Source organism: Anderseniella sp. Alg231-50 (assembly GCF_900149695.1).
Classification (GTDB): domain Bacteria; phylum Pseudomonadota; class Alphaproteobacteria; order Rhizobiales; family Aestuariivirgaceae; genus Anderseniella.
This window is the reverse complement of the sequence record NZ_LT703003.1, coordinates 1,340,026-1,361,481: the sequence shown is the minus strand read 5'-3', so window position 1 is coordinate 1,361,481 and position 21,456 is coordinate 1,340,026. Positions and strand designations below refer to the sequence as shown.

Genomic DNA, 21,456 nt, shown 5'->3' with positions numbered 1-21,456 from the left:
CAACGCACACTGAGCATGATGTCGCAGGCCTGCCTTGACACAGATCAATGTCCAGACAACGCACTGCGGCCATGTTCGCGATCGGTACACGCCCGCCATTTTAAGAAGGCGCAATGTCTGGGGGCTCCTGACATGAAATACGGTTACGAACTAGCAGCCATGGTCCTGGCAACATTTCTTGCGCTGATGGGCGCAGCATTTGCCGCAGATCCGCTGTTTCAGGCGCATGCCTGGATCCTGTTCTTCATTCTTTCCGGCAGTTCGATCGTGCTGATGCGCAGGGTGCAGTTTGCACCTGCCGGCCAGCCGAAAATTGCCGAAGATACCTCCGGTTACATGGACGACGTGGTGCGCTATGGCGTTATTGCGACAGTGGTCTGGGGTGTGGTCGGCTTTCTGGTCGGCGTTATCATTGCAGCCCAGCTGGCCTGGCCCGTGTTCAATATCGAACCGTATCTGAATTTTGGCCGCCTGCGCCCTGTTCACACGTCTGCGGTAATCTTTGCATTTGGCGGCAATGCGCTCCTGTGCACCAGCCTGTACGTGGTCCAGCGCACCTGCCGGGCCCGGCTCTGGGGCGGCAATCTCTCCTGGTTCGTTTTCTGGGGCTATCAGCTGTTCATCGTCATGGCGGCAACCGGCTACCTGCTCGGCATCACCCAGTCCAAGGAATACGCCGAACCTGAATGGTACGTCGATATCTGGCTGACCATTGTCTGGGTCGCCTATCTGGCAGTTTTCATCGGCACTATCGTCAAGCGCAAGGAACCTCACATTTACGTGGCCAACTGGTTCTATCTGGCCTTCATCATTACAGTCGCCATGCTGCATGTGGTCAACAACCTGGCCATGCCGGTGTCGTTGCTGGGTGTCAAAAGCTATTCGGCGTTTGCCGGTGTACAGGACGCCCTGACACAGTGGTGGTACGGCCACAACGCCGTCGGTTTCTTCCTCACCGCAGGCTTCCTCGGCATGATGTACTATTTCGTGCCCAAGCAGGCTGAACGCCCGGTGTATTCCTACCGGCTGTCGATCATTCACTTCTGGTCACTGATCTTCCTGTATATCTGGGCCGGCCCGCACCATCTTCACTACACCGCACTGCCGGACTGGGCGCAGACACTCGGCATGGTGTTTTCCATCATGCTGTGGATGCCCTCGTGGGGCGGCATGATCAACGGCCTGATGACCCTGTCGGGCGCCTGGGACAAGCTGCGCACAGACCCCATCCTCCGCATGATGGTGCTGGCGCTGGCATTTTATGGCATGTCGACGTTCGAAGGCCCGATGATGTCGATCAAGGTGGTCAATTCACTGTCCCACTACACCGACTGGACCATCGGCCACGTGCACTCCGGCGCACTCGGCTGGGTCGGCATGATCTCGTTCGGCGCGATTTACTATCTGGTGCCGAAACTGTGGAACCGCGACAGGCTGTATTCGCTGCGGCTGGTGAACTGGCACTTGTGGCTGGCCACCATCGGCATCGTGATCTACGCCGCCGTCTTGTGGGTTGCCGGCATCACCCAGGGCCTGATGTGGCGCGAGTATGACGAACAGGGCTTCCTGGTGAACTCGTTCGTCGAAAGCGTAAGCGCCATTCATCCCGAATACGTCATGCGCACGATTGGCGGTGGCCTGTATCTGATCGGCGGCCTGGTGATGGCCTACAATATCTACCGGACCATTCGTGGTGATGTTCGCAAGGAGGTCCCCATGGGGTCCGCCGGCACGGCATCATCAGCGGTTCCAGCAGAATAAGGGGCATCGAAAATGTCTATACTCAACAAACACGGCGCACTTGAGCGCAACGTCACCCTGCTGGCGGCTGGTTCACTGGTCGTAGTCATGATCGGCGGCATCGTTGAAATCGCACCTTTGTTCTATGTGAAGAACACCATCGAGAAGGTCGAAGGTGTCAGGCCCTATTCTCCGCTGGAGCTTGCCGGCCGCGACATATACATCCGCGAAGGGTGTTACCTGTGTCACAGCCAGATGATCCGGCCATTCCGCGACGAAGTGGAGCGCTACGGCCATTATTCGCTGGCTGCAGAATCCATGTATGACCGGCCGTTCCAGTGGGGCTCGAAACGCACCGGACCGGACCTGGCCCGCGTAGGCGGCAGGTACTCAGACGACTGGCACGTTGCACACCTGAAGGACCCGCGTTCCGTGGTGCCGGAATCCATCATGCCGTCATACGGGTTCCTGCTCACAACCAAGCTCGACACCAGCAACCTTGCCGGCAGCCTGAATGCCAATGCCACGCTCGGCGTGCCCTATACACAGGAGATGATCGACCAGGCCGCCGCCGATGCTGCGGCACAGGCTGATCCCGACAGCGACGGGGCCGATGCAGTCAAGGAGCGGTATCCGAAAGCCGTGGTCAGCAATTTCGACGGCGATGCGTCAACACTGACTGAAATGGACGCGATGGTGGCGTACCTGCAGATGCTGGGCACCCTGGTGGACTTCAAGTCCTACGATGCCAATTCGCAAGCCAACCGGCGCTAGGAGGCGAAACCCATGGATTACAATACTTTCCGTCAATTCGCCGACAGCTGGGGGTTGCTCTACCTGACCATCCTGTTCATCGGCATCGTGCTGTTCACCTTCAGGCCCGGCTCAAAGAAAATCGCGGACGATGTTGCACAGATTCCGTTGAGAGAGGACGACGATCATGGCGAAAAATGAAATTGACGACGTCTCCGGCGTCGAAACGACCGGCCATGAATGGGACGGCATCAAGGAACTTAACAACCCGCTGCCGCGCTGGTGGCTGTGGACCTTTTACGCTTGCATCATCTGGTCTGTCGGCTATGTGATCTATTACCCCGCCATTCCCCTTCTGGAAGGTTCGACCATGGGCATCTCAGGTGTGACCAACAGGTCGCTGCTGCATGAGGAACTGGAAAGGGTCGAAGCGTCCAAGGCCGGTCTCGTGTCCAGGATCGACAGCACCGGCCTGGAAGACATTCGCAGCAACGAGGAACTGTTCCGGTTTGCCGTTGCAGGTGGATCGTCCCTGTACAAGGTCAACTGCTCGCAGTGCCATGGCTCAGGCGCCCAGGGCGCACCCGGATATCCGAACCTGAACGATGATGACTGGCTGTGGGGCGGTGACCTGGAGTCGATCTACCTCACCATCAAGCACGGCGTGCGCAATATTGATGATGATGACGCCCGGCAGTCGGAAATGCCGGCTTTTGGAGACGATGTTCTGGAACCGGCGCAGATTGCGGACGTGACTCAGTATGTGCTGCAGTTGTCATCACAGGAACATGATGCCACTGCGGCAAAGAGCGGCGCTGCCATCTACGCCGAAAATTGTGCAGTATGCCATGGCGATGACGGCAAGGGCGGACGCGAATTCGGTGCGCCCAACCTGGCCGATGCCTTGTCGCTTTATGGGAATACGGCAGGCCTGATTTCCGCCCAGATCGCCAAGCCGAAGCATGGTGTCATGCCGGCCTGGGGACTGAAACTCAGCGAGGCTGAAGTCAAGCAGTTGACCGTTTACGTACATAGCCTTGGTGGCGGTGAACAGGCCGCGAGCCAATAACCTGCATATAGGGCATTAGCCGAAATGGCATCTGACACGAACGTCGAAACCTTTGATGCTGAAGCCGTAAACGCCCAGCACAACCGTGAGCTGTACGCGGCACGCCAGAAAATCCACCCGAAACGGGCGAGCGGTTCATTCCGCTCGCTCAAATGGGTGATCATGGCGGTTACGCTCGGCATCTACTACATCACCCCGTGGCTGCGCTGGGACCGTGGTGAGTTTGCCCCCGACCAGGCCGTCCTGATCGACATGGCAAGCCGGCGATTCTACTTCTTTTTCATCGACATCTGGCCGCATGAATTCTTTTTCGTGGCCGGCATGCTGGTGATGGCGGGTATCGGCCTGTTCCTGGTGACCTCCACCGTGGGCCGGGCCTGGTGCGGCTATACCTGCCCGCAGACCGTCTGGGTCGACCTGTTCCTGGTGGTCGAGCGGTTTTTTGAAGGCGACCGCAATGCCCGCATCAAGCTTGATGCCGCCCCCTGGAGCGGCGCCAAAATAGTCAAGCGGGCCTCAAAGCATGTTGTCTGGCTGCTGATTGCGGTGGCGACCGGCGGTGCGTGGATCTTCTACTTTGCCGACGCGCCCACCCTGCTGAAGGATTTTGTGACCGGTAACGCCGCCTTCGTGGCCTACGCCACCGTCGGCGTTTTAGCGGCGACCACCTACATATTCGGCGGCCTGATGCGCGAACAGGTATGCACCTACATGTGCCCGTGGCCACGCATCCAGGCGGCCATGCTTGATGAACACTCATTGACCGTCACCTATAATGACTGGCGCGGCGAACCGCGTACCCGCCATGCCAAGAAAGCCATCGCCGCCGGCGAATTTGTCGGCGATTGCGTTGACTGCAATGCCTGCGTGGCGGTCTGCCCAATGGGCATCGACATTCGCGATGGCCAGCAGCTTGAGTGCATCACCTGCGCCTTGTGTATCGATGCCTGTGACGGCGTGATGGAAAAAATCGGCCGCGACAGGGGGCTGATCTCCTATTCGACGCTTGCCACCTACGAACACAACATGGCGCTGGCGACAGGCGGAACACGGGCTGCAGCAATCCAGCCGCAGCTGGTGCGTCCCGAAGGCCGGCTCATCGATGCCGTGCAACACTTCAACTGGCGCAACGTGATCCGCGTGCGCACCGCGATCTACACGGCAATCTACGCGGCCATCGGCCTCGGCCTGATAGCCGCACTGCTGATGCGCAGTCCGCTGGATGTGAATGTCCTGCATGACCGCAATCCGCAATTCGTGCAGCTCAGTGACGGATCTATCCGCAACGGCTACCAGATCAAGATCCTCAACATGCGAACAGAACCACGCTCGTTTCGTATTGCGCTGGACGGACTGACGGGAGCAACGCTCAAGCTGGAAGCCAGTGACCGGGGTCAAGGCGATGGCGGCACGCTTGATGTTAAAGCAAACCAGTTGCGCAATGTCCGCGCCTTTGTCACCCTGTCGAAGGACGCCATTGCCGCCAAGACAACCGACTTTGCTTTTAAGGTTGTTGACACAAGCAGCGCTGACACGGTGACCGCGAATGTGCGGTTTGAAGCGCCTTCAGGCACAGGACAATAGACCATGCAGACACCGACAACACAGCCCAAGCAGTTCACAGGACGCCATATGCTGTTTGCCATGCTGGCGTTCTTCGGTGTCATCATCATCGTCAACCTGACAATGGCCGCCTTTGCCACCAGGAGCTGGACCGGGCTGGTGGTCAAGAATTCCTATGTGGCTTCACAAGCATTCAACCGCGAACTGGAGCAGGCCAAATTGCAGGCTGCGCGCGGATGGACCGGCGACATCACCTACAGCAATGGTGCAGTTGTCCTGTCGTTGACGGACAAGGCGGGCCAGCCGGTTGTGCTGGACGCATCAGTTGCCCGGATCGGCCGTCCGGCATTTGAACAGGCGGATCACCGGGTGGTGATGGTGCACCAGGGCAATGGCATCTATCACGCCAGGGACAAATTGCAGCCCGGTATCTGGCAGGTATCGGTGCGCGGCACCAGCAGCCACGGCGATTACCGCCTGGACAGCCGCCTGATCGTCAAGCCGGACGCCGGACAATGACCTGTTGCAGCGCAAGCTCGGTGCCGTCATCAGTTGCGTTGAAACACCGGCTTGATCATGAACGCATGCTGGCAGCGTCTCACACCATGCCTGATGGCAGCGTGCAGACGGATTTCATTGTACCCGCCATGCACTGTGTCGGCTGCATTCGCACAATCGAGCGTGGCCTGGCGGAATTGCCGGACGTGAAGAACGCCCGTGCCAACCTGTCCACCAAGCGCGTAACCGTGCAGTGGCAACCGCAGGCCGATCACCACGTGAGCTTTCTGCAGACCCTGTCCGACCTGGGCTTCGAGGCGTCACTGTTCGATCTGGAGGATGTTTCGAACTCGGCGCGCCAAACCGGCCGGCAGTTGCTGGTCTGTCTGGCCGTTGCTGGCTTTGCCGCCGCCAACGTCATGCTGTTGTCCGTATCGGTGTGGTCCGGGGCGGATGCTGAAACCGAGAAACTGTTCCAGCTGATATCCGGACTGATTGCCGTACCTGCATGCCTGTTTGCCGTGCGCCCGTTCCTGCTGTCGGCACTGGGTGCGCTGCGCAACCGGCGCCTCAACATGGATGTCCCCATTTCACTGGCGGTACTGATGGCGCTGGGCATGAGTGTCCACGAAAGCCTCATCGGGCATCACGAAGCCTATTTCGATGCGTCGGTGACCCTGCTGTTCTTTCTGCTGATTGGCCGCTATCTCGACCACATGATGCGCGAACGCGCCCATAGCGCCATAATGCAACTGTCGCGGCTGGTCCCTTCGGGCGCGGTTCGCCTGAGCGCCGATGGCGCACAGTCATATGTATCTCTGGGAGACCTCTGCGAAGGCGACGAGATCATGGTGGCGGCCGGTGAACGCATACCGGTCGACGCCAGCGTCATCGACGGTTTCAGTGACCTTGACCGATCGCTGGTAACCGGTGAAAGCGCAAGCGTGGCAGCCTCGCCGGGACTTGAAATCGAGGCCGGCGTGCTCAACCTGTCAGGGCCGTTGACCCTGCGGGTTGTCCGAAGCGCTGACAAGTCGTTCGTGGCCGAAGTCATGGCCATGATGGAAGCTGCCGAGCACAGCAAGTCCGGCTATGTCCGCATCGCCGACCGGGCCGCGCGTATCTATGCACCCGTTGTCCACATTCTGGCAGCGCTGAGTTTTGCCGGCTGGATGGTTGCAACCGGCGGCGACTGGCACACCTCGATTTACGTATCGATTGCCGTATTGATCATCACCTGCCCGTGCGCGCTCGGCCTGGCGGTTCCGATTGCCCAGGTCGTCGCCGCCAACCGGCTGTACCGGTCGGGCGTGATGGTGAAGGACGGCGCAGCACTTGAGAAACTGGCCGAAGTCGACACCGCTGTATTCGACAAGACCGGAACGCTGACGCTTGGCATGCCGCATATTTCCAGTGTCGAAGGTGGCGGTGATACCGATCACGCACTGGCGAGCCTGCTGGCAGGCCTGTCATCACACCCGGCTGCCAAGGCAGTTGCTGGCTTGCGTGAAAACCGGTCCGGCCTGCTGTTGTCAGATGTGGCGGAACATGCAGGCTTTGGTCTGGAAGCTGTGTGGAAAGCCAAGAAGATTCGCCTTGGCCGGCGCGACTGGGTGGCGGAGATTGCCGCCCCACAGGAGCCTGCTACCGATCATGAATTCAGTGAAGTGTGCTTCGCAGTTGCCGGCGGTGACCTGGTCAGTTTCCGGTTGTCCGATACCCTGCGCGCCGATGCGCCATCTACCATTGCCGCCTTGCGGGCTGCCGGTCTCGACCTGGAAGTATTGTCAGGCGATGCCGACACACCTGTACAAAGCGCGGCAGCGACACTTGGTATTTCAAGGGCCCGTGCTGCCTTGAAACCCGCCGACAAGCTTGCACGCATCGAAGAGCTGCAGCGCGCGGGCCACAAGGTGTTGTATGCCGGCGACGGCCTCAACGATGCCCCCGCTCTGAGTGCGGCCCATGTCTCGATTGCACCTGCCTCCGGGTCTGATGTCGGGCGCGCCTCGTCCGATCTGGTGTTTACCGGCAAGGGGCTGGGTTCGATCATGATCGCACTATCCGTCGCGCGGCGGACCGGCAGGACGGTCCGGCAGAATTTCGCGCTGGCGATCAGCTATAACTGCATCGCCATCCCGTTTGCCGTGCTGGGCCATGTCACCCCGCTCATCGCCGCCATTGCCATGTCGGCATCATCCATCGTGGTGGTTGCCAACAGCCTGCGGTTGAACCTGGTGAACCGTGATGAGATCCTCCCGGCTACAACCGCCAGTGCAGCCCGGCAAGAAACCATGGAGCGCGGACCACGCGCACCGGCCAGGCTGGAGGTCATGAAATGAACCTTCTGATGTTCCTGATCCCCATAGCCCTGTTTCTCGGATGCCTGGGACTGGCAGCTTTCATCTGGAGCCTGCGCAACGGCCAGTACGACGACCTCGACGGCGCGGCAGAACGCATACTGGACGACGAAGACTGACAGCAGTCTTCACCAGGCCGGTCTAGAGCAACATGGGGTCAACTGAACCCATAAAGTTGCTCTAACACTTTAAAAGCGATCAGGTTTATGATTTTTGGTTGATTCAACCAAAAATCATCCTGATCTAGGCCTGGCTGGCTGAATTGCCTGTACCAGCACGCACAACAGCAGCGCTACACACGCCAGCACATAAAGCGAGACATCGTACCCGCCGGTGCGGTCATGCAGGAGGCCGAACATCACCGGTCCCATGACACCGCCGACCTCGGCGAACGAGAAGAAAATCCCGCCCGCTATTCCCGCCCGCTCCGGGCCGACATAGTCCTGCTCTATCAGGGTGAGAATGCTGATCGTCATCATGGCGCCGGAAGAGGCACCGACCAGCACCAGCCCGGCAACAAGCAACGGGTAGGACCATCCCTGCAGCGCAATGCAGCCCATTGCCGACATCACGAACATGGAGATCAGCACCTTGCGCCGTCGCCGGGCCACGGCCATTGCCGGAAACAGCAGGGCACCGGCCACCCCGCACACGACCGCGATGGAGGCCAGATAGCCGGCCTGCGCGGCTGTAAGGCCACTGGCTACCAATATCTCGGGCAACCAGTTGCGAAGCCCGTGGTCTATGGTGAACACGCCCATGCCGACGGCTAGCAGCAACCAGGTGTTGCGATGGGAAAACAGGCCCGCCGCATCGGCCAGCCTGTATGCGCGAGGAGTCTCGCTGCGGGTCGCCTGCTTACGGTCAATTCGCCTGCCCGCCAACCAGATCAGCAACCAGATGACGCCGGCCACCGCTGCACACAGCGCCCACAGCCGAAGCACGGCTCGCCAGTCACCGAGTGCCGGCAGCAGCGTGCTCTGGGTCAGGGAATACGTCACTATGCCGGCGATCGGAGGAGCGGTTATGTAAATGCCCATGGCCAGGCCGCGCTGGTTGCCGGTGAACCATTTTGAAACCGTCTGCGGCACACCGGCAGAAACCACCGGGCCTCCCAGGCCAAAAACAGCAACGGCGGCCAGAAGCGACCAGTGGCTTTCGGCCAGGGACCGGCTGATGCCGGATGCAGCTATAATCACTGCAGCCAGTATCAACATCTTTCCGGCGCCCAGGCGCTGCAGCGCAAAGCCGACCGGAATGGCGAGGAAAATGTAGACAAACTGCCAGGCGCCCAGCACCATCCCCATGTCGGCCCGGCTTAAACTGAGTTCACTTGTGATTTCACCGACCAGCGGCGCAAGGCTGGTGACACTCAAGCCAAACACGAAGTACAGCAACCAGCAGCCGAAAAGCACGACCCACCTGAAGCTGTCATCGGTCATCCTGCACCGGTTTCATGAATGCGAAATCGCAACCTTCATCTGCCTGCAGCACCTGCTCGGCATAGAGCTTGTCGTAGCCACGCAAAGTCGCTGCGTCACGCGCACTGGACTGATAGCTTGCCCGGCGCCGTTCCAGTTCCTCCTCGTCCACCAGCAGGTCAATCGTCTTGTTTTCGACGGACAGGCGAATGCGGTCACCATTCTGCACCAGCGCCAATGGCCCGGCCTGTGCCGCCTCCGGTGTCACATGCAACACAATCGTACCGAAAGCCGTGCCTGACATCCTTGCATCCGATATCCGCACCATGTCCTTGACCCCTTGCGAGGAAAGTTTCTTCGGGATCGGCAGGTAGCCTGCCTCAGGCATGCCCGACGGGCTTGTCGGCCCGGCGTTCTGCAGCACCAGAAAGTCATCCGCCGTCACGTCCAGGTCCGGATCATCGATGCGGGCGGCCAGATCTTCCAGCGAACTGAACACCACGGCGCGGCCTTCCTTCTCGAACAGCGTGTTATCGGCAGCCGACCGTTTCAGAATCGCCCCCCTCGGTGCCAGTGAGCCGAACAGCGCCACCAGGCCGCCCTTGGCTTCGAGCGGTGATCGTGCACTGGAGATAACCTTGCGATCAGCAGGTTCCGCAGGCTGGTCAAGTCTCTCTCCCAGTGTATCACCGGTCACGGTCGCGCAATCCAGGTTCAGCAACGGTTTCAGTTCACGCAGTACCGCGCCAAGGCCACCGGCATAAAAGAAGTCCTCCATGTAGTGCGATCCGACCGGCTTCAGGTTGACCAGCACAGGTGTTGTCTCGGATAGCTCGTTCAACCAGGTCAGCGGGATGTCGATGCCCGCCCTGCCCGCAATGGCCGTGAGGTGGACAATGGCATTTGTCGAGCCGCCCAGCGCCAGCAACACCCGCAATGCGTTCTCTACGCTGTCGCGGGTGATGATCTCGGAAGGCCTGACCGGCCGAGCCATCAGGTTGACTGCCGCAATACCGGTCGCCTCCGCCGCGCGCAGCCTGTCGGCATGCACTGCCGGAATGGCGGCGGTTCCGGGAAACGACATGCCAAGCGCCTCAGCGATACACGCCATCGTCGACGCCGTGCCCATGACGGCGCAGGTCCCGGCGGTTGTCGCAAGCCGCATTTCGACCGTGTTGATCTCATCCGTATCGATCTCGCCGGCACGGTACTTGCCCCAGAAGCGGCGGCAGTCGGTACAGGCCCCGAGGCGCTCCTCGCCGTGGCGCGACGTCATCATCGGGCCGGCAACAATCTGCACCGCCGGCAGGTCGGCAGACACGGCACCCATCAACTGTGCCGGCACCGTCTTGTCGCACCCGCCCATGAGCACCACCGCATCCATTGGTTGCGCCCGGATCATCTCCTCTGTGTCCATGGACATCAGATTGCGGAACTTCAGGCTGGTCGGGTTGAGGAATACTTCACCGAGCGAAATGGTGGGAAACTCCACCGGCAACGCACCGGCAGTCAGGACACCACGTTTGACCGCCTCCAGCATTTCCGGAAAATGCCGGTGGCAGTTGTTGTAGCCGGACGGTGTGTAGGCGATGCCGACGATCTTCTTCGACAGCATGTCGCGCGAATACCCCATCGAGCTGGCGAAAGACCGGCGCAGGTAGATCGAAAAATCACGATCACCATAGTTGGTCAGTCCCTTGGCGAGACCGAATTCTTTGCTGTCTGACATGTTATCGGGGCAACCCTGTTAAAGCTTCATCTTGACATACTTTGGCTCAAGATAGTCATGAATGCCAAGCGATCCGCCTTCGCGCCCCATGCCGCTTTCCTTGATACCGCCAAATGGTGCTTCTGCGGTTGCCAGCAGCATTTCATTGACGCCGACCATGCCAACCTCCATGTCTTCCGACGCGCGGGTCGCCGTGCCCAGATCGTGGGTGAACAGGTATCCGGCCAGACCAAACGGCAATGAGTTGGCCCGGGTCATGACATCATCGTACTCGGTGAATGTCGTCAGCGGCGCAACCGGCCCGAACGGCTCTTCAGTCATCACCATGGCATCGTCCGGCACCCGGCCCAGCACTGTGGGCTCATAGTAGAAGCCGCGATTGAAATCCTTCGGCTGCTGGCCCCCGGCCAGGATTTCCGCGCCCTTGTCGACGGCATCGGCAACCATCGTCTTGATGGTCTCCAGCCCGCGTGAATTGGCCATCGGGCCCATCTGCGTCCCTTCGTCCATGCCGCGTCCCACCTTGATGGATCTGGCGACCTGGGCAAACTTGGCGGCAAAGGCATCATATCTGGCTTCATGGACGTAAAACCGCGTCGGTGAAATGCACACCTGGCCGCAATTCCTGAACTTGGTGCCGGCGCATACTTCCGCAGCTTTTTCAGCGTCGGCATCTTCGAACACGATGACCGGGCCGTGCCCGCCCAGTTCCATGGATACCTTTTTGACGCCATCCGCCGCCAGGTGCAGGATTTCCTTGCCAACCGGCACCGATCCGGTCACCGAAACCTTGCGCACCACCGGCGATGAGATCAGATGCTTTGCGATCATGCTTGAATTGCCGGTAACGAAATTCACCACACCTTTCGGAATCCCCGCATCATGACAGGCCTGGACGATCAGGGCGCAGGAACCGGGTGCTTCCCCGGCCGGCTTGATGATCACCGAACACCCGGCGGCGAGTGCTGCCGCAATCTTGCGCGCCGGCAGCAGGGCCGGGAAGTTCCAGGCCGAAAACGCAGCCACAACACCGACCGGTTGGTAGATCACCGCCAGGCGGCTGTCATGGGTACGCGAGCCGATCAGCTGGCCGTAAATCCGCTTGGTCTCTTCCGAATACCATTCGAACTGGTCAGCCGCACCATTGGTCTCGCCCTTGGCTTCGGCCAGCGGTTTGCCGGTCTCGATAGACATGATCGTGGCAATGGTGTTCAGCCGTTCCCGGATCAGGTCGGCAACCTTGCGGATCTTTGCGGCCCGTTCCCAGGTGCCGGCCTGTTTCCATTCTGCAAAACCCGCCTCCGCAGCGGACAACGCCCGGTCCAGGTCATCGCTGCCGGCATCTGAAATCTTGCCTATCTCGTCTTCGTTTGCCGGGTCAAATACCTGCTTGGTCGCGCCGCCTTTTGCCGAAACCCATTCGCCGTCGATATAAAGCTGAAAGTCCTGATACACGTTGGTTTTCCCTGGTCAGATTTTCTGTTTCAGATAACGGGCCTGCACATCGCCAACCCAGTTACCCACATTCCATGATCCGTAAGCCCCCATGCCGCCAATGGCATCTGTGCCGGCATAGACCGGCACATGCACCAGCGACAGGCCGTCATGCTGGCCTGCCTCGTCCAGTGCCCTGCGCAGGCTGTCCTGGTCATATCCGGCAAACACCGCCTTTACGCCGGCGACCGATGACGCCATCTGCACATAGTCAACCGGCACCTGGTCGTTGGTCCGGAATTCCTCGCCGTATTGCGCTTGCTGCAGGCCGGTAATGGCAGCCATCCGGCGATTGTCAAACAGCACGATCATGCCTTTGACACCATGCTCCACACCGTCAATCAGGATTTGCGGGTTCATCATGAACGATCCGTCACCGGTGAACGCCACGCCGTAACGCGGCTCGTCGGCCGCGCCCGAGGCCAGCAGTGCCGAGACGGAAAATCCCATATAGGACGCGCCGGTCTCGGTGTAGGTATCTCCCGTCCGGTTATCTTCTACGACCTGGAAGCCGTTGGCCTGAACGTCGCCGGCATCGAAAAACTTCGCTGCATCCAGCGCTGCGGCATGGTCTGCCGCAATCTTGATGGCCAGCGGCTGGGTCAGCACGTCCCGTCCCCAAGCCTCGTCTGCAATCGGTTCGGCCGCAAACCGTTCCGCCTTGAACCTGATCCAGGCCTGTTTTTGCGCCGCACAGGCATCAAGCCAATCCGACCTGGCGGCCGGATCGATCGAGTTTGAACCAGTCATCTGTTCCAGCAATTTCGACGTCACTGCGGAAATATCGCCCGGCAGGCCAACCGTGTTGGCATAGTGCATCAGGTCGGACAGGTCGCCGTTGATATTGATCACCGCCTGGGCATTCGGATAGCCGACACCGGAGCAGTCTGCCTGGCACACCGCGCGCGTGCCCATGGCAATCAGCAGGTCGGCATTGTCCATGGCATAGTTGCCGGAAATCGATCCCTTGGAACCACCCACATGCATGTTCTGCGGGTGCGCATCGGGCAGTACGCCGGTTGATCCGGGCGACTGCACCACCACCGCCCCGATGCGTTCGGCCAGCTGCCGCACCACGTCGTCATGCCCGCGCGTGCCGCCGCCTGCCTTGATCACCGGGCGTTTCGAGGCGGCAAGCCTGTCAAGCGCATCGGCATAAGCGATATCGTCGGCAGGTGCCGTGGCCGGAACAGTGAGCGCACCGGGCAAGGTCGCCAGGTTCACCTGGGTCAGTTGCGGCTGGGTGTTCAGCGGCAGCAACACGTAATACGGCCCGGCCTTGTAAGGATGATGCACGCACGCCGTGCCGCGCCGCATGCAGTCACGCAGCGCACCGGGCGTATGCAGCACGTAGGATTGCCCCATCAGTGCACCGATCTGACCGAACAGGCCCTGCTGCTCCTTGGGTATCTGCTGCATGTTGTAGCCTTCGCCCTGCGTCGTCTCGTCACCATAGATGTGGTAGACGCCGACACCATTGGACGCTGCCGCCAGTGAGCCGGCCATGGCCTGCAGGGCGCCGGGGCCGATTGAGGTGACGACGGCGCAGGTTTCACCGTACTGCCAGGAAAGTGCAGTGGCGGCATGGGCCATCTCCACCTCATTGCGGCAATTGACGGTCCGGGTGACGCCTTCTTCATCATAAATGCGCAACACCTCGCCAAGGTCCGTCGAGCCGTGGCCGAAAATCGCGAAGTATTTCCGCACGCCCTGTCTGAGCAGACCCAGAACGAGACCTTCCGACAATGACACCTCGACCATGTCGTCGATGACGCCATCGGCCAGGGCCTTGTCGAGCCCGCCGGCCTTGCTGATCGCCTTGGCCCGCAGCCTTGCCGCATCACCCATATCTGCCTCTTTCGACGTATCGAGCATCTGCTTCAGCCTGCCCCCTGTTGTTGTGCTTTCTTGCCGTTTACCGCATCCCGCGTTTTCTTGGCGTCGCGCATCTGGCCGTAGAAATGGAACCCGATGACGGCGATGGTCAACGCGTAAAAAATGACAGCCGTGGCAGATGAAAAGAATACCCCGAAACTGCCTTCGGACATGATCACTGCGGTGCGGAACTCGCGCTCCAGCGTCGGTCCCAGCACCAGGCCGAGAATGATCGGCGTCACCGGAATGCGCGCCCGCATCAGCAGATAACCGATCAGGCCCACACCGACCATCATGTAGACATCGAGAAACGAATTGCGGATGGCAAACGTCCCGACGCCACACATGATGAGAATGCCCACCGCCATCAGGTGCGGCGGTACTTTCAGCAGTTTCACGAAACCGCGAATGCCGAAATACTGGAACACCACCACCGTGATGTACGAGACCAGTATCGCCAGGTAGATCAGGTAGACTTCCGCTTTGTTGTGGGTGAACAGCATCGGCCCCGGCACCAGTCCGTGGATCAGGAACCCGCCAAGCATGACGGCCGTTGCAGGATCACCCGGTATGCCGAGTGACAGAAGCGGGATCATGGCGCCGCCGGTGACGGCATTGTTGGCCGATTCAGGTGCCATCACGCCGTCCAGCTTGCCCTTGCCGAACCGTTGCGGTTCTTTCGAAAACCGTTTTGCGTGATCGTACGCCAGGAAAGCCGCGATTGGCCCGCCGGTACCGGGGATCGAGCCGACGCCGGTTCCCAGTGCCGAGCAGCGCAACATCAGCCAGAATGAATTGCGCAACTGCTTGAAAGTGGGCAGTTCGCTGCGCACACCCGATGCGTTCAGCCTGAACGCCCGGTCGAGCTTGTAGTCGATCAGCGTCTTCATGATCTGCGGCACGGCGAACAGCCCGACCATGGCCACCAGCAGGTCTACGCCCTGCAGCAAGGGTGTCCACCCGAACGTCATGCGCGCCACACCGTCCATGTCGTCCAGGCCAATGGTCATCAGCAGCAGACCGATGACACCGGCAATCATGCCGCGCACCAGCGATTTTCCAGCCAGTCCGCAGATCGTCGACAGGCCGAACAGCACCAGCGCGAAAATCTCCACCGGCCCGAACTGAATGGCCAGGCGGGCCACCAGATCAACCGAGACGATCATCACCAGCAGGCTGAAGATGCCACCGAACCCGCTGGCCAGAACCGCACCGCCCAGCGCCAGCCCGGCGCGTCCGTTGCGGGTCATCTTGTAGCCGTCAAGCACGGTCGCAGCCGCAGACGGCGTGCCTGGTATGCCAAGCAGGATCGCAGATACAGAACCGCCCGTCATGCCGCCTATGTAAGTCCCCAGCAACATGCCGACGGCGGCGCTGGTGTCAAACTTGAAGGTGATCGGCAGCACCAGTGCCAGTGCCATGGAATAAGTCAGCCCCGGCACGGAGCCGAACACGATACCGATGATCGCGCCGGCCACGATGGCAAGCAGCGTGAACGGGTCTGAAACGGCCCCCAGGGCGCTGGCGAATGCATCCATGCCGCGCTCCTAGAATGCCAGGTTGATAAGTTTGCCGTACGGCAGGTAGACACCGAGCAGCTTGCCGAAAACCAGATAGATGCCCAGTGACAGACCGACCGACATGCCTGCGATCAGCCTCGGCCGCCAGATGCCCAGTACCGGCCCGACAGCCGCTGCCACGACCAGCGCGGTTGCAATCATGAAGCCGGTGTATTCAAGCAGCACCGCGTATCCGACCAGAAGCCCGACCGTGGCGGTGATTGCCCAGACTTCAACACCACTGCTGATGTCCGACGGCTCGGCTTCATCGCCGGCGGTCTCTGCAGATACGGGCCGCAGGCTTTGCAGCAGAATGACCAGGCTCAATCCGCCCAGCAGCAGGCCAAGGCCCAGGGGAAACCCCCTGGCGCCAAGGCGCGAGCCGTCTTCGGCACCGGGAATGGTGGTGACCACTCCCCAGCACCAAAGTGCCGATACCACAAGCAGTATGGTACTCAGTATGATATCGGAGCGACGCGAGACCATGCCGGGCGGCCTATTTCTTCAGGCCCAGCTTGCCCATCAGGTCACTGATCGCGGCATCATCCGAGGCGATAAGCGAACCGAACTCGTCTGCCGGCAGGAACGACGCCTCAAAGCCGATCTTGTCGGCGGCTGACTGGAACTCGTCCGATGCAATCGCTGCCTTGGCTGCATCCTGCAGCTTGGCAACCACATCGGCAGGTGTACCCGCAGGTGCCGCCAGACCGCGCCACATGGTGATGTTCAGGTCCGTCGCACCGGCCTCGGCACATGACGGTGTGTCCTTGAGCTGTGGAATGCGGTCCTTGCCGGTCACGCACAGGATCGACAGCTTGCCGGCCTGCTGGTGCGGGATGAACTGCCCCGGCCACTGCACGGCGGCATCGACACGCTTGGCAAGCAGTTCAACCGGCGCCTTGCCCTTGCCGTACGGCACGTAGACCACCTTGTCGGCAATGCCCATCTTGTCGAACAGGGCTGCAGACGTCAGGTGGGTGAACGAGCCGTTACCGGAAATGCCCACTTTCAGCTTGCTGTCGCCGGCCTTGACGGCATCGGCCATCTCTTTAAGCGATTTCCAGCCGGAATCGGCGCTGACCGCCAGCGCCGGTGTTTCGACGCTCACCCGGGCGATGGGGGTGAACGCTTCATAGTTGAATTTCATGTTGCCGCGATAATGCGACGTGCTCACCGAATTGGAGTTCCACACCATGTTGTAGCCGTCGGCATCTGTCGACTGGACATGCGAGTACCCGACCGCGCCGCCGCCGCCAGTGCGGCTGACTGCAACCACGGGGTTGGCCAGGTTTTTCGACATCAGGTCCGCCAGCAACTGGCCGATGGTCTGTGCCGTGCCACCGAACAACACGGTCATCTCAACCGGTTTTTCAGGGAATTCCGCACGCGCCTGGACATTCAGTCCGGCCAGCAGAAAGACAGATGCAGTTGCCCCCAGCAACAACGATTTCAGGTTCATGTTTCTCATGGTTTCCTCCCAGGGTTACCGAGCCCGCTACGGGCCCGTTGGATATGCCGGTGCATTTTGTCTTCCGGCGGTTTTCACTTCATTCAGCAGCTTCCAGTTGACCGGAAGCCGCTTTGGCTTCCAGCGCCGCCAGCACTTTTTCAGGCGTTGCCGGCAGTGACGTAATGCGCACGCCGACAGCGTCATGGATTGCGTTCATGATGGCCGGTGCGGTCGGCACCAGTGCCGGTTCTCCGATGCCCTTCGCGCCCAGCGGACTCTTCGGATCGGGGTCTTCCACGATAACCGTATTGATTTCGGGAATATCCAGCGCGGTCGGCAGGATGTACTTTGCAAACCCGTGCGTCTTGGTATGTCCGTCCTCGAGCTGGTAATCTTCCATCAGGGCCTGCCCGAGCCCCTGCACGACACCACCTTCGATCTGGCCTTCCACGCCGCGCGGATTGATAGCCCTGCCCACGTCATGCGAGGCCCAGATGCCCAGCACCTGCACTTCACCGGTTACCGTATCAACTTCAACCTCCGCCACCTGGGTGCCGAACACATAGGCCTGCCACGGGCTGCCGGAGCCATCGACCGGATCAAGCCCGGTGCCATGGGCGGTGAACGATCCCGATCCCACCGGCACGACGCCGCGCTTCTTGCAGATGTCCACTGCTTCTTCCATGGACATTTTCAGGTTCGAGTCTTTTGACCAGATTTCACCGTCAAACGCTTCAATACTGTCGGCCTCCACGTCCCAGTGATCGGCCAGTTCCTTGTCCAGCTTGGCGCGCGCATCACGGCATGCCAGTGCAACCGAGTTGCCGATCATGTAGGTTTGCCGGGTGGCGCCGGCATGGGCTGCCTCCGGCGAGCGCGCCGTGTCATTGTCGCCGATGGTAATATCTTCCGGCTTGATGCCCATTTCCTCTGCCGCCACCTGGGCCAGCAGGGTCAGGATGCCTTCACCGATTTCAGTAACGCCGGTGACGATCTTTGCCGTGCCGCCGTCATCAAGCTCTGCCCAGGCCCCGGCCCGGTCGATGGTCGCTGTGCGTGCTATGCCATACCAGCTTGCCGCCATGCCGCGGCCGCGCATTTTACGTTCCATCATGCCACCTCCTGGCGATCATCATCACCCGCTTTGCGGAACCGTGCCCCCAGTGTGCAGGGTGGACGTGTATCATCACCGCCAAGATCAGTGCGCTCCTGGCCGCGCATCCCGGCCGGCCCCGCGTCCCAGCGGCTCGCCTTTTCAGCCTCGTCAAGCACGCGGCCCATCGAAACGGATCCCAGTTTCTGCTGCGTATGGGTGACCGCGCCGTCATGCATCATGTTGATGCGCCGGATTTCGAACGGGTCCAGGCCGAGCTTTTCCGCGCAGATATCCATGTGGGACTCCGTGGCAAACTGCGACTGCATCGCGCCGAATGTACGGAAGGCGCCTGACGGCGTGTTGTTGGTGTAGATGCCGTACACGTCGATCTGGACATTGGGCACATTGTACGGTCCGCACGACAGGATGGCGGCCTTGCGCATGACGCCTTCGGTCGAAAGCCCGTAGGCGCCGCCGTCGCAGACCATCCTGAAGGACACGGCGGTTATGCGGCCATCCTGCTTCAACCCCATCTTGTAGGTGATGCGTGCCGGGTGGCGTTTGGCGGTTGAAATGATGGATTCTTCCCGCGTGTAAACCAGCCGCACAGGTGCGCCCGTCTTCATCGCCGCCAGCGCCAGCATGCCCTGGTAGATCATGTCTTCCTTGCCGCCGAAACCGCCGCCGACGGGGCTCATGATGAACCGGACCTTGTTGATCGGCCTGTCGATGATCTTGGCCAGCATGTGCCGGTGATGGGTGATGTTCTGGCTCGGCGACACGACCGTGACCACGTCGTCATGATCGACATAGGCGATACCCGCTTCCGGCTCCAGGTAAGCGTGTTCAACCGCCTGGGTGTCATAACTCTGCTCGACCACCAGGTCGGCGTCCGCGAAACCCTGTTCAAGATCACCCTTGCGAATGGGAATGTGCTTTACGACATTGTCCGGCGCATACTCATGCACCACCGGCGCCCCGTTCTGCATGGCCTCTTCCGCGTCAAACACCGCTGCAACCGGTTCATACTCGACCTTGATAAGGGATACCGCACGCGCCGCCGTCAGCACGTCATCGGCAGCAACGGCGGCAATGGCTTCACCTACATACCGCACCCGGCCACGCGCCATGATCGGCTGGTCGTGCACAAACACGCCGAAGCCGTCTTCTCCGGGCACGTCGTCAGCGGTAACGACACAGGCCACGCCGGGCAGGCTTTCGGCCTCGCTTGTGTCGATGGACTTTATCAGCGCATGGGCATGCGGACTTCTGAGCACCTGCATGTGCAGCATGCCCGGCATCACCATGTCGCCCGCATAACGCAACCGGCCGGCAACCTTGCTCGGCGCATCCAGGCGGCGGACATTGTTGCCGATATAGGATTTACCCGCACCGTCGGCTTCCAAAACGGTTGGGTTGCTCTCGCCCGACAGCACGTCACGGGCCATTTCGACAGCTTCGAAAATCTTGGTGTAGCCGGTGCAGCGGCAGATATTGCCGCCTAGGCGTTCCTTGATTTCCTCGATGTCGGCTTTCGGGTTTTCGCGCAGGGCCGAGGTTGCCGCCATCACCATGCCGGGAATGCAGTAACCGCACTGGCTGGCGCCGGTCTTGTGAAACGCCTTCTGCACCGGCGTCAGGTCTCCACCCCATCCGGTGAGGCCTTCGATCGTCTCAATTGTCGCCTCGTTGATCTTGGCCACCGGCATCAGGCAGGACTTGACCAGCTTGCCGTCGACGAACACCGAGCAGGTGCCGCATTCACCGGCGCCGCAGCCTTCCTTGGCACCGGTCAGGGCAAGGTCGTCACGGATGAAGTCCAGCAGGCGCTGGTGCGGCTTTGCCCGCCGCTTCATGTTGCGCCCGTTGATCCTGAATTCCAGTTGCAGGTCGGTTTGGGTTTGTTCAGACATTTGCTGTCTCCCTGGTTTCGGCATTTGGCAGGGCTGCTCCGCAGTCAGCCAGCGCATCCTCGATGGCAGCCTCTACAAACCCTCGAACCACAACACGCCGGTATTCGCGGCGGGTGCGCGAGGCCACCAGGTCTGCAGGTGACCGGCTTGCTTCGACAATCATCTCGCGTGTCAGCCGCTTGCCTGTGAGCGCTTGTTCAACACTGCTCAGGCGTAGCGGCACCGGGCTGATGCCGCCGAGCGCCAGGCGGATATCGGCAACGGTTCCGGTCGCTTCGTCCAGCTTGATACAGGCAACCGCACACACCGAGGAGATCACCAGCGAGCGACGCTGGCCGACCTTCTGGAACGATCCGCCATAGCCTTCCAGCGTGTCACAGGTAACGGCAGTGACAATTTCCCCCGGCTTGAGGTCGGTCGCACCTGGCCCCTTGATGAAATCACCGATGGCAACACTGCGACTGGCGACATCGCCGTCGTCAAGACGGGCAATTTCAATCTCGCCGTTCAGCGCCAGGATCGGCGGGGTACCGTCTGCCGCCGGTGAGGCATTGACGATATTGCCGGCCAGGGTCGCCTGTTCGCGAATCTGGTCGTCGGCAAACCACACCGCGCAATAGGGCATGCACGGCAGCAATTTACGCAGCTTTTCATCGCTCAGGAACTGCTGGTAGACGACGTTGGCGCCCAGTCGGATGCGGCCGTCTTTGACCGTATAACCATCCAGTTCAGGCACGCGGGAGAGGTCTATCATGGCCGGCAGGTGAACATCCCCGGCGCGGCCTTCCCGCGCCCACGGCAGAATGTCGGTGGCGCCGGCTACAAGCCTTGTGCCGTCTGCAGCGTCCTGCCACATGGCAAGTGCGTCGGCCAGGCTGGTCGGCATATGGTACTGGTCACATGTCAGCATCGGGCGTCTCCGCTGTTGTACACTGC

General features: G+C 60.6%; 18 protein-coding genes. 8 read left to right on the top strand and 10 right to left on the bottom strand.

Going from position 1 to position 21,456, the window contains the following annotated elements; all coding sequences use genetic code 11:
- Positions 1–132: 132 nt before the first annotated feature.
- The 8 genes from ccoN to ccoS are packed head-to-tail and all read left to right on the top strand — an operon-like array spanning position 133 to position 8,102.
- Entirely contained in the window at positions 133–1,761 is a 1,629-nt protein-coding gene (gene ccoN / locus DHN55_RS06490; protein ID WP_108880515.1) for a cytochrome-c oxidase, cbb3-type subunit I, read from the top strand.
- A 12-nt stretch (positions 1,762–1,773) separates the two neighbouring features.
- Positions 1,774–2,514, top strand: a complete 741-nt coding sequence (ccoO, locus tag DHN55_RS06485) for a cytochrome-c oxidase, cbb3-type subunit II (RefSeq protein ID WP_108880514.1) — start codon at positions 1,774–1,776, stop codon at positions 2,512–2,514.
- 12 nt (positions 2,515–2,526) lie between these two features.
- A complete protein-coding gene (locus tag DHN55_RS06480; RefSeq protein ID WP_108880513.1) occupies positions 2,527–2,694 on the top strand; it encodes a CcoQ/FixQ family Cbb3-type cytochrome c oxidase assembly chaperone in 168 nt (55 codons plus the stop codon).
- Complete coding sequence (gene ccoP, locus DHN55_RS06475) at positions 2,681–3,562, top strand: cytochrome-c oxidase, cbb3-type subunit III (RefSeq protein WP_108880512.1); 882 nt, start codon at positions 2,681–2,683, stop codon at positions 3,560–3,562. Before DHN55_RS06480 ends, ccoP begins: the two co-directional genes overlap by 14 nt.
- A gap of 24 nt (positions 3,563–3,586) precedes the next feature.
- Positions 3,587–5,146: a cytochrome c oxidase accessory protein CcoG gene (ccoG, locus tag DHN55_RS06470; RefSeq protein WP_108880511.1), complete on the top strand. Its 1,560-nt coding sequence runs from the start codon at positions 3,587–3,589 to the stop codon at positions 5,144–5,146.
- Positions 5,147–5,149: 3 nt separating this feature from the next.
- Complete coding sequence (locus DHN55_RS06465; RefSeq protein WP_108880510.1) at positions 5,150–5,644, top strand: FixH family protein; 495 nt, start codon at positions 5,150–5,152, stop codon at positions 5,642–5,644.
- The gene (locus DHN55_RS06460; RefSeq protein ID WP_108880509.1) at positions 5,641–7,965 is read left to right on the top strand and encodes a copper-translocating P-type ATPase; all 2,325 of its coding nucleotides are present in this window, start codon (positions 5,641–5,643) and stop codon (positions 7,963–7,965) included. The genes DHN55_RS06465 and DHN55_RS06460 overlap by 4 nt, the downstream gene beginning before the upstream one ends.
- Positions 7,962–8,102, top strand: a complete 141-nt coding sequence (gene ccoS / locus DHN55_RS06455; RefSeq protein WP_108880508.1) for a cbb3-type cytochrome oxidase assembly protein CcoS — start codon at positions 7,962–7,964, stop codon at positions 8,100–8,102. The genes DHN55_RS06460 and ccoS overlap by 4 nt, the downstream gene beginning before the upstream one ends.
- 114 nt (positions 8,103–8,216) lie before the next feature.
- Here the strand turns inward: ccoS and DHN55_RS06450 are convergent, their stop codons facing one another.
- From DHN55_RS06450 to DHN55_RS06405, 10 genes are all read right to left on the bottom strand, one after another.
- Positions 8,217–9,425: an MFS transporter gene (locus DHN55_RS06450; RefSeq protein ID WP_108880507.1), complete on the bottom strand. Its 1,209-nt coding sequence runs from the start codon at positions 9,423–9,425 to the stop codon at positions 8,217–8,219.
- Positions 9,415–11,133, bottom strand: coding sequence for a dihydroxy-acid dehydratase (locus DHN55_RS06445; RefSeq protein WP_108880506.1), 1,719 nt, complete (start codon positions 11,131–11,133; stop codon positions 9,415–9,417). The genes DHN55_RS06450 and DHN55_RS06445 overlap by 11 nt, the downstream gene beginning before the upstream one ends.
- 18 nt (positions 11,134–11,151) lie before the next feature.
- Positions 11,152–12,588, bottom strand: a complete 1,437-nt coding sequence (locus DHN55_RS06440) for an aldehyde dehydrogenase family protein (RefSeq protein WP_108880505.1) — start codon at positions 12,586–12,588, stop codon at positions 11,152–11,154.
- Between the two features lie 15 nt (positions 12,589–12,603).
- Positions 12,604–14,502 carry a thiamine pyrophosphate-dependent enzyme gene (locus DHN55_RS06435; protein ID WP_337659985.1) on the bottom strand — a complete coding sequence of 633 codons (1,899 nt, stop codon included), beginning with the start codon at positions 14,500–14,502 and terminating at the stop codon, positions 12,604–12,606.
- 5 nt (positions 14,503–14,507) lie between these two features.
- Positions 14,508–16,040 carry a tripartite tricarboxylate transporter permease gene (locus tag DHN55_RS06430; RefSeq protein WP_108880504.1) on the bottom strand — a complete coding sequence of 511 codons (1,533 nt, stop codon included), beginning with the start codon at positions 16,038–16,040 and terminating at the stop codon, positions 14,508–14,510.
- Positions 16,041–16,049: 9 nt separating this feature from the next.
- Positions 16,050–16,547 (bottom strand): tripartite tricarboxylate transporter TctB family protein, encoded by a 498-nt coding sequence (locus DHN55_RS06425; protein WP_108880503.1) that lies wholly within the window; start codon positions 16,545–16,547, stop codon positions 16,050–16,052.
- A 10-nt stretch (positions 16,548–16,557) separates the two neighbouring features.
- Positions 16,558–17,529: a Bug family tripartite tricarboxylate transporter substrate binding protein gene (locus DHN55_RS06420; RefSeq protein WP_337659984.1), complete on the bottom strand. Its 972-nt coding sequence runs from the start codon at positions 17,527–17,529 to the stop codon at positions 16,558–16,560.
- Between the two features lie 79 nt (positions 17,530–17,608).
- The gene (locus DHN55_RS06415; RefSeq protein ID WP_337659983.1) at positions 17,609–18,625 is read right to left on the bottom strand and encodes a xanthine dehydrogenase family protein molybdopterin-binding subunit; all 1,017 of its coding nucleotides are present in this window, start codon (positions 18,623–18,625) and stop codon (positions 17,609–17,611) included.
- Positions 18,622–20,520 (bottom strand): molybdopterin cofactor-binding domain-containing protein, encoded by a 1,899-nt coding sequence (locus DHN55_RS06410; protein ID WP_108880501.1) that lies wholly within the window; start codon positions 20,518–20,520, stop codon positions 18,622–18,624. Before DHN55_RS06410 ends, DHN55_RS06415 begins: the two co-directional genes overlap by 4 nt.
- Complete coding sequence (locus DHN55_RS06405) at positions 20,513–21,430, bottom strand: FAD binding domain-containing protein (RefSeq protein ID WP_108880500.1); 918 nt, start codon at positions 21,428–21,430, stop codon at positions 20,513–20,515. The genes DHN55_RS06410 and DHN55_RS06405 overlap by 8 nt, the downstream gene beginning before the upstream one ends.
- Between the last annotated feature and the right edge of the window lie 26 nt (positions 21,431–21,456).